Below are 15199 nucleotides of genomic sequence, written 5' to 3' on the forward strand. Positions count from 1 at the left end.
GGCTTTTTTTCTTGGAGCCCCATGACCATCACCATCCGGCCTGCCACCGCTTCCGACTTCGATGCCGTCGCCGAGGTGTGGGAGGCTTCCGTCCGGGCTACGCACCATTTCCTGCCCGTGTCCGAGATCGAGGCGTTGCGCCCCGTGCTGCGCGAGCAGTACCTGCCGGCGGTCGATCTGCAGGTCGCCGTCGGCGCCGACGGCGGGATCGCCGGGTTCATCGGCACGGCGGCCGGGAAGATCGAAATGCTGTTCGTCGCCCCGGCCGCGCGGGGCTCGGGTGTCGGCACCGCACTGATGGCGCGCACCGATGCGCCGGAGGTGGACGTGAACGAGCAGAACACCCAGGCCCTGGACTTCTACCAGCGCCGGGGCTTCCACGTCGTGGGCCGCTCGCCGCTGGACGGGCAGGGCCGTCCGTATCCGCTGCTGCATCTGCGGCGCTAGGGCGAGCCCTGGCAGTGCAGATGGCCGAAGGTCGCCAGGACCAGGCGCGCCATCCATCGGGGCGCCCAGACCAGCAAGGCCATGAGGCCGAAACCGCTGGAACTCGACAGACAGGCCCAGAGCAACGTTCCCATGGCCATGCCGTCGGCAGCCGTGCACGCATGCCATGCCAGCGCTGCCAGCGCCGCCGAAACGATCCGCAGGCCCGTCACCGACCTGGGGGGCATGGGGGCGGGCAAGGTGTCCCGCACCCGCCGGGTCGCCAGGTACAGCAGCCACCATGCGGCGCCCATGCAAGCCGCTGCGCAGGCCGTCAACGCGCCCGCGCTCATGCGGCGGCACTTCCGCGTGCAATGCGCTGCGCAGACCATGCCGCCACGGCGGCCAGCAGCAATAACAGGATGTCCACCCCGACGACAGCGACCGGCGTGCGCGGCCATGCCGTGCCGTAGGCACCCGTAGTGAGCGCGTTCAGCACGACACACCCCACGGCGAGGCCGGAGATGGCCGCGGCCTGGTCGCACCAGGCCTTGGGACCACGCGCTACCGCCAGCGCCAGGCAGGCCAGCCAGGTGCCGTAGAACGCGGCCGCCTCCAGTTCCGGGCGGGTCCAGCCCATGGCATGCGCTGCATCGGGCAGCAGGCGATTGGCAGCCAGGAAGGCCAGCGTGGCCACCACGGTGCCGGCGATGCCGGCGATGCACAGCGACTCGACCAGGCGCCACCGCAGGCCCGGTGGCGTGCGTGCGCGCCGCGCGGCCAGCCAGTGCACCAGGCCGCTCGCGATGAGCACGCAGCCCGAAAGTCCCAGGCCGAAGTACAGCCAGCGCAGCAGCGGATGCTCGAACTGGATGAAATGCAGGCCCGAGATGAAGCGCTGCACGCCCATGGCCGGAGCAGCCTCGAAGCGGTGCAGCGGATGGCCGGTGGCAGCGTCGAAGAAGAGCTGGTCCAGGTTCATCGGCACCTCGCGCGCATAGGAGCGGCGCAGCTCCACCGTGGCGTGGCGGTCGCCCGGGTTCCAAACGCGCAGGAAGTACGGTTCGGCCCCCGCGCCCCAGGTGCGGCGTGCGGCGTCGGCCATGGCGTCCAGCGATGCCATGGGTGCGGTCGCCGGACCTGCGCGCGGGCGCTGGTAGCGGCCATAGCCGTCGGCCTGCAGGGCGGCGCGGGCTTGGGGGCCATCGCCATAGACGCCCACGTGCGCCAGCGGAAAATACAGCGACCAGAAGATCACCAGCCCCGATACCGTGATCGCCACATGGAAGGGCAGGCCCATCACGCCGGTGATGTTGTGCAGGTCCAGGCTGCTGCGCGGCAGCCGGCTGCGTGGCCGGAAGGTGAAGAAGTCCGCCAGCAGGCGGCGGTGTATCACCACGCCCCCCACGAGCAGCACCAGCATGCCCATCCCGGCCAGGCCCACCAGCCACTTGCCGAGGTCCTTCCAGTCCCAATGCAGGCCATAGTGGAACGGGAAAATGAAACCGCTCGCGCCCCAGGTCTCCGGCGCGGGCAGCACCGCCAGCGTGGCCGCATCGAGGTAGCGCTGGCCACGCCCGCCATCCGGGCCCTGCCAGGACAGGCGCAGCACGGGCGTGCGTGGCGTGGCCCAGTCGATGCGCCATTGGCGCGCGCCGGCCGGCACCAGCGCCTGGACGACGGGCTGCAGCGCGTCGAGCGGTGGCGGGCGCTGTGGCGCGGGCAGCCGGGTGGCGGGCATCATCCAGCGGTCCAGTTCCCTGTCGAACACGCTGAGCGTACCCATCCAGAAGACGAGCAGCAGCACCACCCCCAGCACGATGCCGCACCAGGTGTGCACACCTGCCATGCGCCTGCGCCAGCCGGCATTGGAAGCCGGGGCCGCGTTCATGCGGGCATGCCCGGTTGCAGCCACCAGCCCGCCGCAGCGCAGCCCGCGGCGGCCAAGCCCAGCACGCCGGCCAGGCGCAGCAGCCGGGGGCACGCCAGCGCCCAGAGCAACACGCCCAGGTAGGCTGGAAAGCCCAGCATGGCAGCCGCCACGACGGCATCGGACGGTGCCAGGCCGCCGCGGGCCATCGCGCTGGCGGTGACCGTTACCGCCAGATGCACCACGCCATAGCCGCCGGCCACGGCCACCACCGCGCGTGCCGCGGCGAACGCCACCGTCGCTGCGCTGTAAGCCATCAGAAGTCCACCGAATAGCCCAGCGTCAGTGTGCGGCCGCGGCCCGCGAAGTAACGCAGCGGTTCCACCAGCGCGCTTTGCGAGTAGTAGGTGATGTAGTCGCGGTTGAACAGGTTGGCCACGGCCAGTCGCACGCGGCCCTTGGGCAGCCTGTACTGCAGGCTGGCGTCCACCAGCGTGTAGCCACTGAAATTCATGGCCGGGTTGTCGAAGGTGCGGCTGAAGGCGCGCTGCACCTGCACGAAGGACGAGAGCTGTTCATTCCACTGCGCCGTCCAGCTGGCCACCAGCCGGTCGGGCGCGATGTTCAGGCCGTCGAGCCGCGCGTCCAGGCGGCCATCGTTGTTGCTGTCGTAGCGGCCCCTGGTGCGCGAATAGGCCAGCCTGGCCTTGTGGGCGCGGTGGACCTGCCAGCCCAGGCTGGCCTCCAGCCCGTCGATGCGGTTCTTCTCGCGTGCGAGCATGAAGGCCTCGTTCACCCGCAGCACCCGCGTGCCGTAGTCGGAGGACGACCGGAACCAGCTGGCCTCGGCGTCCCAGTCACCGCGTTTCACGCGCGTGCCCAGTTCCACGCTCTGGGTGACGATGGGGCTCAGGCTCTTCATGTCGTCCACGTTCTGGCCCGGCGTGTTGATGGACCGCAGCACGCGGCCCACGTCCGGCATGCCGAAGCCTTCGGAATAGCTGGCATAGACGTTCCAGTCCCTGGCAGGCTCGTAAACGATGCCGGCGTTGTAGAGCGTCTCGTCGAAGTCGAGCGTGCCGCCCTGCACCGCCACGCGGTTGTAGGCCGCCAGCGTGCGGTAGCTGTCGACCTTCAGATCCGCGTATTCCCTGCGCACGCCGCCGTGCAGCGTGACCTTGTCGAGCAGCCTGTATTCACCCTGCAGGAAGAGCGCCAGGTTGCGGTATTCCGATTCGGGCACGTAGGTTCGACCGGTACCGAACAGGTCCTGCTTGCCCTTGTCCACCAGCGTGTCGAAGCCGCCGGTGAGCTTGAGCCGGCTGTCCAGCAGATCGGCCTTGGTCAGCGTGACCTTGGTGCCCAGCTTGGACGACTTGGCGCGCGACTGGTCCACCAGCGTGCCACGCGGCGCGATCAGCGGGTCCTGGAAGGTGGCCGAGCGGTCGCCGCCGAACAGCGCCTCGAATTCCTGGCTGAACGCCAGGGCCGACAGCTCCATGCCCGCCAGGTTGTAGTGGTCGTAGGTGATGGCCGAGGTCTGGACCTCGTTGAAGGGTGGCGCGCCCGCTGGCGTGCCCTCGATGGAGGTGGTGGGAATGCCGCGCGCGCGATCGCCCGCCACGCCGATGTAGTGGGACTGCGACTTGATGCGGTAGCGGTTGACAGACAGTTGCAGCCGCTGGTCGTCATCCAGCCAGTAGCCCAGCTTGCCCAGCACGTCATGGCTGCGCGCGTCCATCAGGTCCCCCTGGGTGTTGTCGGCGCCGATGCCGCGGCCCCGCGCGTCGCGCCACAGGCCCTGGTCCTCGACTGCGATGGAGAACAGGTAGTCCAGCCTGTCCTGCCGGCCATTGGCGCTGTAGGCCATCTTGGTGGACAGGCTGTCGCTGCCGCCGTGCCCGGCGGGCGCGGTGGCCTGCACGTCCACGTGCTGGTTGAGCGCGCCGTTCTCGGGTCGCTTGGTGATGAGGTTGATGGTGCCCCCCGTGGCGCCCAGGCCGTTGATGGCGTTGGCGCCCTGGACCACCTCCACCCGGTCGATCATGGCGAAGTCGATGGTATGCGCCTCGCGCCCCGTGGGACGGATGGGGTTGGACTGCGGCACGCCGTCCACCAGGATCAGCGGCGTGCGGCCCCGCAGCGTCTCGCCGCTGCCGTTCATCTTGCCGCGGCTGGGCGTGTACGACGGGATCAGGTTGCTCAGCACATCCGACGAATTGGTGGACAGCGCCAGCTGCTGCTCGATCTGCGCGCGCTGGATGATCTGCACCGTCTGCGGCGCCTTCTCGGCCTCCATGTTGGAGCGCGAGGCCGACACGGTCACCGTTTCCAGCGTGCCGCGGCCCGCTGGCGCGCGGGCCGCCGGGGCGTCCTGCGCCGCATCGCCGGTGGGAGCGGCCGCGTCGGCGGCCGCGGCCTGCGCGGGGGCCGGGCGGGTGCCCGTGCGGTCCTGCTCACCGGCCGCGGGTGCCGCAGGCACGGAGGCCGGAAGCGCAGGCGCGAGCCCGTAGCCGGCACCGGTCTTCCGGATGGTGTGGCCGCTGCCCTTGAGCAGTTGCGCAAAGCCTTCTTCCACGCCATAGCGGCCCTGCAGGCCGGCGGTGGTGGCTCCGGCCACCCGGCTGGCATCCACCGCCAGCGACACGCCCGCCTCCTGCGCGAAGCGGTTGAGCGCCGGGCCCAGGGCGCCGGGCGGGATGTCATAAGCCTGCACCACGGCAGCCGCGCCGGACTGGGCCTGCACCGCAGGGGACAGCGCCGCCATTGCCAGGGACAGCGACAGTGCCAGGGGCGGGAGGCCGCCGCGCGGGCCGGAACGCTTGAAGTCGCGCATGTTGGGAGATCCTTTGGTCATTGGTTTCACAGCCCTTGACGGGCCAGAACGCAAAACCGGAACCTCTTCACGCAAAAAAATCTGCTCCTCAGGGCGGAGCCGCTGCCAGGCTCACCCATACCCAGCGCGAGGCGAGCGACCGTACCCGCAACTGCGGGAAGGTCTGCTGCAGCAACTGCAGTGCCTGCCCGGGGTCATCCAGCGGCAGCACGCCCGTCATGCGCACCCGTGACAGTGCAGCCCGGTCGAAGTGCAGGCTGCCCGGGTGGTGCCGGGCCAGTTCGTCCAGTACCTCGGACAGCGGCCGGTCATCCACCACCAGTTGATGGCGGCGCCAGCCCTGTTCCACGCCTTGCGGATCCAGCGGCTCGACGCGTCCCACGCCGGCAGCGCCCAGGGTCACGCGCTGGCCGGCGCTGACTTCCACGGCCTCGGGGCTGCCGGACTGCCACTGTTGCGGCGTCTGGACCGCCACGCGCGATTCGAGCATTTCCACCCGTACCCCGGCCGCGTCGTAGGTCACGGTGAAACGGGTGCCCAGCGCACGCACCCGGCCCAGCGGCGTCTGCACGTAGAAGGGCCGCGACGCATCGTGTGCCACCTGCACCAGAACGCTGCCGCGCAGCAGTTCCACCACGCGCTGCTGCGCATCCAGGCGCCAGCGCACCGCGCTCGCGCCGCTCAGCGTGAGTTGCGAGCCATCGTCGAGCACCTGATGGCGCCACTGTCCTTCGGTGCTGCGCAGGTCGGCCAGCTCCTGCGCCCAGGGGCTGGCGGGGTGGTCGCGCAGCATCCACCCCGCGGGCACGGCCAGCACCGTGGCCAGCGCCAGCGCACTGCCCCAGCGCACTGCCCGCTGGCGGCGGCGCAATTGCCATGCCGCCCGCATCGCCGCATGCGCGGCCTGGCCGTCCCCCGGCGCCTGCCGGCGTACCGCCTGCACTTGCTCGATGAAGGATTCCATGCGCGCCGCCGCCTGCGCGTGCCGCGGATCCTGCGCCTTCCAGGCGGCAAAGCCGGCCTGGGCCCGGGCGCGTTCTTCCGCGTCGTCGCTGTCCAGGCGCACGATCCAGTCGGCGGCCTGTTCGGCGATGGCCGTACTCTCGTGCGGCAAGGTGCTCACCCGTCCACCGCCTGGTGGCAGCACACCAGCGCCTGGACCAGGTACTTCTGCACCATGCGGGTGGACACACCCAGCGCGGCTGCCACATCCGCGTGCGGCAGCCCTTCCAGGTAATGCAGCAGAAAAGCCTGCTGCGCCCTGGCCGACAGGTCCTGCAGCGCGGCCTCGATGCGTACCAGGCTCTGTACCGTCTCCACCACCTGCTCGGTCGAAGGCCCGCCATCGGCGGCGGCCACCACGGCCAGCGCGTCCAGGTAGGCCTGCTCGATCACGCGGCGCCGGCCCTCGTCGATCAGCAGTCGCCTGGCGGTGGTGACCAGGTAGGCGCGAGGCTCGCGCAGCGTCGGCAGCACGGCGGGCGAGCCCAGGATGCGCAGAAAAGTGTCATGGGCCACATCGGCCGCCTGATGCCCGCAACCGAGCTTGCGGCGCAGCCACGCCAACAACCATCCATGATGTTCGCAATACAGCGCACGGACATGCTGCTGCCGCGCCGTTTCCACGGCTGCCATACCCCTACCCTTCATGACCTCGGCAGGGCGCCGAGTAAGTGAGAACGGTTCTCAGTCTAACTGAGTCGCGGCGGGCTGTCAGGACGCATCTGCCGGAGACGATGACGCGCCCCGGGCCGCACGGCTTTTTTCGCCGGGTGGCCGCGCAGTGTGCGGGGCCGCGGCCAATAATCCCGGCCATGTCCGAAACGACCGGCCCGGTGCGCCCGTGATCCACCTCCCGTTTTTTCCACTCCCCGTCCGCCGCGGCCGGCCGTGCCGCCCCGGGCGCCGCTGACATGCGCATCCTCGTCGTCGAAGACGATCCCGCGCTGCGGCTGGGCATCCGCCGGATGCTGCAGTCCGAAGGCTGGCAGGTGGATGTCGCCAGCGATGGCGAACTCGCCCTGACGGCGGTGGCCACGGCCGAATACGACGCGGCCGTGCTGGACCTGGGCCTGCCGCGGCGCGACGGCTTCGAGGTGCTGCGCCGCTGGCGCGAACAGCGGCGCGACCTGGCGGTGCTGATCCTCACGGCCCGGGACGAACTGGACCAGCGCGTGCGTGGCCTGAACGAAGGGGCGGACGACTTCCTGGCCAAGCCGTTCGAGGCGCAGGAGCTGGTGGCCCGCCTGCGGGCGATCACGCGGCGGCGCAGCAAGGGGCTGATGACCAACGTGCTGTGCATCGGCGACCTGAGTCTCGATACCGAGAGCCGCGAGCTGCGCCTGCGCGAGGAGCGGCTGCCGCTGAGCCCGCGCGAGGCGGCGCTGGTGGAACTGCTCATGGCATCGCCCGGGAAGGCGGTGGCCAAGAGCCGGATCGTTTCAGCCATGTCCACCTGGGAGACGGATTTCAGCGCGAACGCGGTGGAGATCTACATCCTGAAGCTGCGCCGCAAGCTCGCCGGCAGCGGCGTGGCCATCGTCACGGTGCGCGGCGTGGGCTACGCCATGGAGTCCGAGCCGTGACACGGCCGCTGCCGTGGCCGCTGCGCGGCGCCAACAGCCTGCGGCGCAAGCTGGTCGCGCCGCTGCTGTGGACCTGGATCGCCTCGGCCGTGGTGGCGTCGCTGGCGGCGTTCTGGCTGACCGGCCGGGCGACCCAGCTGGTGCTGGACCGCGTGCTGCGCGACGATGCCGTGGCGCTGGCATCGCAGATCCAGTGGAACCCGGGCGGGCCCGTGCTGGCCATCGATTCGCGCACGGCGTCGTCCATGGTCTATGACTCCTTCGCGCCGTCGCACTTCACGCTGCGCACGGACGACGGTACCGTGCTGGCCGGCAATGCCGAACTCGCCCTGCCGCAGCAGCGGGGCGACCGCGAGGGCGATGCCGACGGATCGTTCTTTTTCGAGCACGACACGCCCTGGGGGCGGCTGCGGCAGGTGGCGGTGCATGCGCGCCATGCCGGCTCGCCGGGGGTGTGGGTGATCGTGGGCGAGTCGGTGGCCAAGCGGCAGATGCTGACCCGGGAACTGGCGCAGTCGATCTTCGTGCCGGTCGCGGTGCTGGGTTTCGTGATCGTGCCGCTGGTGCTGTTCGGCGTGCGCCGCGGCCTGCAGCCGGCCCGCGCCGTGGGTGACGCGATGGGGCGGCGCGGCATCGACGACCTCTCGCCCCTGCCGCTGGAGGACGTGCCCGACGAACTGCGCAGCATGGTGCAGCACACCAACGACCTGCTGCGGCGCCTGGGGGAGTCGGTGGATTCGGAGCGCCGCTTCATCTCGGATGCCGCGCACCAGCTGCGCACGCCCGTGGCCGGCATCCACCTGCTGGTGGAGGACCTGCGTCGGGTGTACCAGGCCGACCCGGGGCAGCCGCCCGATGCGGAGGTGCTGTTCGAGCTGCATTCGGCCGCTGACCGGGCCACGCGGCTGGTGCGCCAGTTGCTGTCCCTGGCGCATGGCGGCACGGACGGTGGCGCGGCGGCCGAGCCCGTGGCCCTGGCGCCGCTGGCGCTGCGCACCGTGGAGCGCCACATGCCTGCAGCGGCGGCAGCCGGGAAGGCGCTCGAGGCCGGCGATGGCCTGCGGGGGAATGGCGTGCAGGCACGCGCACTGGCGCTGCCGCTGTTGCTGGAAGAGGCGCTGGCGAATGTGCTGGACAACGCCATCCGCTATGGCGGCGCGCATATCCGCCTGGATCTGCTGCCTGACCCCGGGCTGCCCGGCGGCGGCTGGTGCTTGCAGGTGGACGACGACGGGCCGGCGCTGCCGCAGGCGCACCGCGAGGCCATGCTGGCCCCGTTCTGGCGTGCGGGCGAGTCCACCTCGGAAGGCTCGGGGCTGGGCCTGCCCATCGCCCTCAAGGCCTTGCGCCGCATGGGGGGCGACCTGCCGGTGCCTGAAGCGCCGCCCGGCGGGGGCACGCGGGTGCGGCTGCTGCTGCGCGCGGCCTGAGCGCGCGGCACGCCGGCTGCCTGCGGGCATTAAGCCAACGATAAGGGTTTCCCCCGAAGAATCGCTCCGCCCGCAGGCCTCGCAGTGAGGCCTCGCTGTCTGGAAGCGATCCATGAAGACCACGTTCCCGAACCTGAGCAAGCGCATGGCCTGGTGCGGCGGTGCAGCCCTGCTGACCGCCGTCGCCGCCGCGGCGGTGCTGGTGCTGCTGCCCTCCAGGGAGTCGGCCGCCGCCGATGCGCCCGCGCCGTCGCTGCCCGAGCTGTCGCGGTCCGGCAAGGTGGCCGACGGCGTGGTGCGCGTGTCCTCCAGCCAGGCCGCCACGCTGGACCTGGGGCCGGTGCAGCAGCGCGCCTTCGAGGACGTGCAGCAGGCCATCGGCAACATCGACTTCAACCAGGACCGCACGGTGCCCGTCTCCACCGCCTATGCGGGCCGCATCGCGCGGGTGCTGGTCAAGGCCGGCGACACCGTGCGCGCCGGGCAGACGCTCTACACGGTGAACGTGCCCGACATCGCGCAGGCCGCATCGGCGCTGGTATCGACCGCGGGCACGCTGCGCTCGGCCACCGAGACCCTGCGCCGCGCGCAGGCGCTGGTGGGCGACAACAGCATCGCGCAGAAGGAATACCAGCAGAACCTGTCGGACCAGCAGGCGGCCGATGCTGCGTACCGGGCCGCGCGCAAGACGCTGCAGCTGTTCGGCCTGGCCGAGGCCGACATCCAGCGCATCGAGCGGGACCATGCCATCGATGTCGAGATGCCGGTGAAGAGCCCGATCGATGGCCGCGTCGTCGCGCGGTCCGCCCAGCCGGGGCTGCTGACCCAGCCCGGTGCATCGCCCGCGCCGGTCACGGTGTCGGACGTGCGCACGCTCTGGATGGTGGCCAGCGTGCCCGAGTCGGATTTCTCGCGCTACAAGGTGGGCCAGCCGGTGAGCGTGCATGTGCAGGCGTGGCCGGGCCGGGACTTCACCGGCCGCATCAGCTACGTGGGGGACACGGTGGATGCCGGCACGCATCGCTTCGTGGTGCGGGCCGACGTGGCCGACCCCGATCGCGCGCTGCGCCCGCAGATGCTGGCGGACTTCCGCATCACGCTCGCGGCGCCGCAGGAGGCCGCCGCGGTGCCGGCGACGGCGGTGGTGCGCGAGACCTCGGGCGACAACGTGGTCTGGGTGGCGCAGGGCGCCAGGGACCCGCTGGGCGTGCGGCTGCAGCGCCGCGCCGTCACCGTGGGGCGCAGCGACGGGGGCGAGGTGCAGATCATGGCCGGCCTGCAGCCGGGCGATCGCGTCGCGCAACGCAATGCGCTGCTGCTGAGCAACCTGTACGAGGCCGGCGCGGCCGAGTAGCCCACCCCACCCTGGCCGCCGGCCACCCGCCGCGTTCCCCGCCCGCCGATCCTCCGCAGGAGCCCGTTCCGTGTTTCGACCCCTTCTGGCCTTCGTGCTCTCGCGCCGGCCCATCGTGCTGCTGGGCCTGCTGGCCTTCATGGCCGCCGGCATCCTCGCCTTCCTCCACCTCAACGTGGAGGCCTACCCCAACCCGGCGCCGGTGATCCTGGAGATCACGGCGCAGGCGCCCGGCCAGTCGGCCGAGGAAATGGAGCGCTACTACACCCGGCCTATGGAAGTGGGCCTGGCCACCACGCCGGGCGTGGACAACATCCGCTCGACCTCGTTCTACGGCCTGTCGTTCGTGCGCGTCACCTTCAAGTACGGCACCGACTACTACTTCGCGCTCACGCAGGTGGCCAACAACCTGCAGGCCAACGTCAGCCTGCCGAACAGCGTGCAGCCGCAGATCCAGGCGTCGAGCCTGGTGGGCGAGATCCTGCGCTACCAGGTCAAGGGGCCGCCGGGCATGGGCCTGACACAGCTGCGCACGCTGCAGGACTGGGTGATCCAGCGCCGGCTGCTCACGGTGCCCGGCGTGGCGCAGGTGGTGACCTGGGGCGGCACCACCAAGGAATACCACGTGGAGCCGGACCCGAAGCTGCTGGAGTCGCGCGGCGTGACGCTGCAGCAGCTCATCTCCGCCATCGGCAACGCCAACCTCAACGTGGGCGGGCGCGCCGTCAGCGTGGGCGACCAGTCGGTCAACATCCGCGGCCTGGGCGCGGTGGAGAACCTGGCCGACATCGGCAACGTGGTCATCACCCAGCAGAACGGGCTGCCGATCCAGGTGAAGGATGTGGCGCGCATTGCCGAAGGCACGGTGCCGCGCCTGGGCGAGGCCGGGCGCGACGACCAGAACGACGTGGTGACCGGCGTGGTGATCATGAACCGCACGCTGCACACCAAGGACGTGATGGAGCGCGTGCAGCAGGCGGTGGAGAAGATCAACGGCGACCACAGCCTGCCGCCCGGCGTGCACCTGGCGCCGTACTACGACCGCTCGGCGCTGGTGAACGTGACCACGCACACGGTGCTGCACAACCTGGTGTTCGGCTGCCTGCTGGTGTTCCTCATCCAGTGGATCTTCCTGGGCGACCTGCGCAGCGCGGTGATCGTGAGCGTGAACATTCCGTTCGCGCTGTTCTTCAGCATCATGATCCTGGTCCTGACCAACGAATCGGCCAACCTGCTGTCGCTCGGGGCGGTGGATTTCGGGATCATCGTGGACTCGGCGGTGATCCTGGTGGAGAACGTGTTCCGCAACTTCCAGCGCAGCCGGGGCGACCGGGCGACGGCGCTGCGCGCGCTGGCGCGCGAGCCCGATGGGGCGGTGCTCGCTCCCGCCACGGGATGGACGGCGCGGTTGCGCACCATCTACCTGAGCGCCCGGCAGGTGGACAGCTCGGTGCTGTTCTCCACCTGTATCACGATCGCCGCGTTCACGCCGCTCTTCACCATGCAAGGGGTGGAAGGGCAGATCTTCGGGCCCATGGCGCGCACCTACGGCTACGCCCTGGCGGGCGCGCTGCTGGCCACCTTCACCGTCACGCCGGTGCTGGCGAGCTACCTGCTGCCGCGCAAGGTGGAGGAGAAGGAGACGCTCATCGTGCGCGCCATCCACCGCGCCTACCGGCCCGCGCTGCACTGGGTGCTGGCCCATGCGCGCACCACGGTGGCGATCGGCTGCGTCGCGCTGCTGGCGGGCGGCCTGCTGGCGACGCGCCTGGGCAGCGAATTCCTGCCGGCGCTGGAAGAGGGCAACCTGTGGATACGCGCCTCCATGCCGCCGACCATCTCGCTGGAGGCCGGCACCGAGCAGGTCAACCGCATGCGGGCGCTGATCAAGGCCTATCCGGAGGTCGTCACCGTGGTCTCGCAGCATGGCCGGCCGGACGATGGCAGCGATGCCTCGGGCTTCAACAATGTGGAGCTGTTCGCGCCGCTCAAGCCCTTCGGGGAGTGGCGGCCCGGCATGACCAAGGAACGCCTGGTGGCCGAGCTGCAGTCGAAGTTCGAAAGCGCCTTCCCGGGCGTGGGTTTCAATTTCTCGCAATACATCCAGGACAACGTGGAAGAGGGCCTGTCTGGCGTGAAGGGGGCCAATTCGGTCAAGATCATCGGTCCCGACCTGCCCACGCTGGAGCGTCTGGCCGACGAGGTGATGGGGGTGATGCGGCAGGTCGATGGCGTGGCCGACCTGGGGACCTTCCACACGCTGGGCCAGCCGAACATGAACATCCACATCGACCGTGCCCGCGCCGCCCGCTACGGACTGAACACGGGCGACGTGAACGCCACCATCCAGGCCGCGCTGGCCGGCACCAATGCCACCACGGTGCTGGAAGGCGACCGTCAGTTCGGCCTGACGGTGCGCTTCCCGAAGGAGCAGCGCGGCAGCATCGACGCGGTGCGGGCGCTGCGCATCGGCTACACCACGAGCGGCGGCGGCACGGCCTTCATTCCGCTGACCGACGTGGCCACGATCTCGGTGGACACGGGTGCCACCTACATCTACCACGAGAGCAACGAGCGCTACATCCCGATCAAGTTCAGCGCGCGCGGCCGCGACCTGGGCAGCACGGTGTCGGAGGTGCAGCGCAAGGTGGCCGAGCAGGTGCGGCTGCCCGAGGGCTACCGCATCACCTATGCGGGCGAGTTCGAGGAACTGCAGCAGGCCAAGGCGCGCATGATGATCGCCATCCCGCTGGCGGTGGCGCTGATCGTGGTGCTGCTGTATGCGCTTTTCAGCAATTTCGCGTACAGCCTGCTCACGCTGGCGGCCGTGCCCTTCACCGTGCTGGGCGGGGTGCTGGCGCTCTGGGTGTCGGGCCAGGTGCTGAGCGTGTCGGCCATCATCGGCTTCATCTCGCTGCTGGGCGTGTCGGTGATGGACGGCATCCTGATCCTGACCTGCTTCAAGGAGCTGCGCGCGGCGGGCCGCAATGCCCTGGACGCGATCACCGAAGCGTACGAGAGCCGCATGCGGCCGCTGTTGATGACGGCGCTCTCGGCCTGCATCGGGCTGTTCCCGGCCGCCCTGTCGCACAGCATCGGCAGCGAGGTGCAGCGGCCCCTGGCCACGGTCGTGGTGGGCGGCATGCTGATCGGGCCGCTGTTCCTGCTGCTGGTCGTGCCGGCCCTGCGCCTGTTGGTGCTGCGGCGCATGAAGTTGTCCAGCCGCCGCCAGGGACTGGGAGGCAAGAGGCCACGCGTCGAGAGGGAAGGGATATGACCTTGATGTTTGAAAGAGCGCTTTGCGCTGCCGCCGTGTCGCTGGCGCTGGCCCTGGCGGGTTGCGCGGTGGGGTCCGACTATGCCGCGCCCGCCACGCCGGCCCCGGCGTCGCTGACCCGCGAGGCGTTGGCATTGCCGCTGCGGCCCGGGCCGGTGGCGCCGGACTGGTGGAAGGTGTTCGGCAGCGCGCCGCTCGATGCCCTGGTGGCCGAGGCGCTTGCGCACAGCCCCACGGTCGATGCCGCGCGCGCCACCCTGCGCGCGGCGCAGGAGAACGTGGCTGCCCAGCGCGGGCTGTTCTATCCGCAGGTACAGGCAAGCCAGAACAACACGCGGCAGAACACGGGGAAAACCCAATCGTCACCGCTGAATTCGGGCGACACGGTGTTCAACTACCACACCGCGCAGCTCAGCGTGGCCTACACGCCCGACCTGTTCGGCGGCAACCGGCGCCAGGTCGAATCGCTGCAGGCCTCGGCCGAGCAGCAGCGTTGGCAACTGGAGGGCGCGCGCCTGACGTTGGCGAGCAACCTGGTCGGTGCCGTGCTGCAGGGGGCCATGCTGGCCGAGCAGGTGGAGCTGACCGGGAAAGCCGTGGCTGCGATGCAGGAGCAACTGCGGGTGATGCGCAACCTGCAGCGCGCCGGCTATGCCAGCGGCCTGGACGTGGCCACGCAGGAGAACCTGCTGAGCCAGGCGCAGCAGGCGCTGCCGCCGCTGCAGAAGCAGCTGGAGCAGACCCGCAACCTCGTGGCGGTGCTGGCGGGCCGTACCCCCGACGCTGTGCTGCCCCTGCCGCGGCTGGCAGACCTGGCTCCGCCGCCGCTGCCACAGGCCGTGCCGTCGCAGCTGGTGGCTCAGCGGCCCGACGTGCGCGCGGCCGAGAGCGCGCTGCATGCGGCCAGCGCATCGATCGGCGTGGCGGAGGCAGCGCGCTTTCCGCAACTGTCGCTGACGGCGGCGCTGGGGGGCGGCGCCACGGATTTCGGCCGCATGTTCTCTGCGGGCAATGCGGTCTGGTCGCTGGGCGCCGGCCTGCTCATGCCGATCTTCGACGGCGGGACGCTCGCCGCGCGCCAGCGCGCGGCCGAGGCGCAGTTCGATGCGGCGGCGGCGCAGTACCGCGGCGCGGTGCTGACGGCGTTCCAGAACGTCGCGGACACGCTGTATGCGCTGTCCATCGACCAGCGGGCCCTGCAGGTGGCCGATGCCAGCGTGGAGGCCACGCGGTCCGGCTACGAACTCACGCGCTCGCAGCTCGCGCAGGGCTATGCCTCGCGGCCGTCGCTGCTGGCTGCCGAGCAGGCGTGGCGGCAGGCGCAGGCTGCGCGGGCCGCTGCCTACGGTACGCTGCTGGGCGACAGCGTGGCGCTCTACCAGGCGGTGGGCGGCGGCGTCCAGCCGTGAGGCCAGCGCCCG

At 70.7% G+C, this 15199-nt stretch carries 12 protein-coding genes; 6 read left to right on the plus strand and 6 right to left on the minus strand.

Annotated elements, in window-relative coordinates; genetic code table 11:
- The first annotated feature begins 21 nt into the window (after window positions 1-21).
- Window positions 22-447, plus strand: a complete 426-nt coding sequence (locus tag ACGHC0_RS04235; RefSeq protein WP_368354123.1) for a GNAT family N-acetyltransferase — start codon at window positions 22-24, stop codon at window positions 445-447.
- Here the strand turns inward: ACGHC0_RS04235 and ACGHC0_RS04240 are convergent.
- From ACGHC0_RS04240 to ACGHC0_RS04265, 6 genes are all read right to left on the minus strand, one after another.
- Complete coding sequence (locus ACGHC0_RS04240; RefSeq protein ID WP_415267520.1) at window positions 444-779, minus strand: DUF3325 family protein; 336 nt, start codon at window positions 777-779, stop codon at window positions 444-446. The two genes, ACGHC0_RS04235 and ACGHC0_RS04240, sit on opposite strands and share 4 nt — an antisense overlap.
- On the minus strand, window positions 776-2317 hold the full coding sequence (locus ACGHC0_RS04245) for a PepSY-associated TM helix domain-containing protein (protein ID WP_415267521.1): 1542 nt from the start codon (window positions 2315-2317) through the stop codon (window positions 776-778). Before ACGHC0_RS04245 ends, ACGHC0_RS04240 begins: the two co-directional genes overlap by 4 nt.
- Window positions 2314-2613: a hypothetical protein gene (locus ACGHC0_RS04250; protein ID WP_368354126.1), complete on the minus strand. Its 300-nt coding sequence runs from the start codon at window positions 2611-2613 to the stop codon at window positions 2314-2316. Before ACGHC0_RS04250 ends, ACGHC0_RS04245 begins: the two co-directional genes overlap by 4 nt.
- Entirely contained in the window at window positions 2613-5132 is a 2520-nt protein-coding gene (locus ACGHC0_RS04255) for a TonB-dependent receptor domain-containing protein (RefSeq protein ID WP_415267522.1), read from the minus strand. The genes ACGHC0_RS04250 and ACGHC0_RS04255 overlap by 1 nt, the downstream gene beginning before the upstream one ends.
- Before the next feature lie 88 nt (window positions 5133-5220).
- The gene (locus ACGHC0_RS04260) at window positions 5221-6255 is read right to left on the minus strand and encodes a FecR family protein (protein ID WP_415267523.1); all 1035 of its coding nucleotides are present in this window, start codon (window positions 6253-6255) and stop codon (window positions 5221-5223) included.
- Window positions 6252-6767, minus strand: a complete 516-nt coding sequence (locus ACGHC0_RS04265; RefSeq protein WP_415267524.1) for a sigma-70 family RNA polymerase sigma factor — start codon at window positions 6765-6767, stop codon at window positions 6252-6254. Before ACGHC0_RS04265 ends, ACGHC0_RS04260 begins: the two co-directional genes overlap by 4 nt.
- 278 nt (window positions 6768-7045) lie before the next feature.
- Here ACGHC0_RS04265 and ACGHC0_RS04270 point away from each other — a divergent pair, with 278 nt between their 5' ends.
- The 5 genes from ACGHC0_RS04270 (at window position 7046) to ACGHC0_RS04290 (ending at window position 15187) form a co-directional block, all read left to right on the plus strand.
- Window positions 7046-7717 (plus strand): response regulator transcription factor, encoded by a 672-nt coding sequence (locus ACGHC0_RS04270; RefSeq protein WP_415267525.1) that lies wholly within the window; start codon window positions 7046-7048, stop codon window positions 7715-7717.
- The gene (locus ACGHC0_RS04275; RefSeq protein ID WP_415267526.1) at window positions 7714-9147 is read left to right on the plus strand and encodes a sensor histidine kinase; all 1434 of its coding nucleotides are present in this window, start codon (window positions 7714-7716) and stop codon (window positions 9145-9147) included. The genes ACGHC0_RS04270 and ACGHC0_RS04275 overlap by 4 nt, the downstream gene beginning before the upstream one ends.
- Before the next feature lie 112 nt (window positions 9148-9259).
- Entirely contained in the window at window positions 9260-10501 is a 1242-nt protein-coding gene (locus ACGHC0_RS04280) for an efflux RND transporter periplasmic adaptor subunit (RefSeq protein ID WP_415267527.1), read from the plus strand.
- Between the two features lie 70 nt (window positions 10502-10571).
- Complete coding sequence (locus tag ACGHC0_RS04285; RefSeq protein WP_415267528.1) at window positions 10572-13778, plus strand: efflux RND transporter permease subunit; 3207 nt, start codon at window positions 10572-10574, stop codon at window positions 13776-13778.
- A complete protein-coding gene (locus ACGHC0_RS04290; RefSeq protein ID WP_415267529.1) occupies window positions 13775-15187 on the plus strand; it encodes an efflux transporter outer membrane subunit in 1413 nt (470 codons plus the stop codon). The genes ACGHC0_RS04285 and ACGHC0_RS04290 overlap by 4 nt, the downstream gene beginning before the upstream one ends.
- The last annotated feature ends 12 nt before the right edge of the window (window positions 15188-15199 follow it).

It is taken from the genome of Acidovorax sacchari (assembly GCF_042847045.1).
GTDB lineage: Bacteria > Pseudomonadota > Gammaproteobacteria > Burkholderiales > Burkholderiaceae_C > Paracidovorax > Paracidovorax sacchari.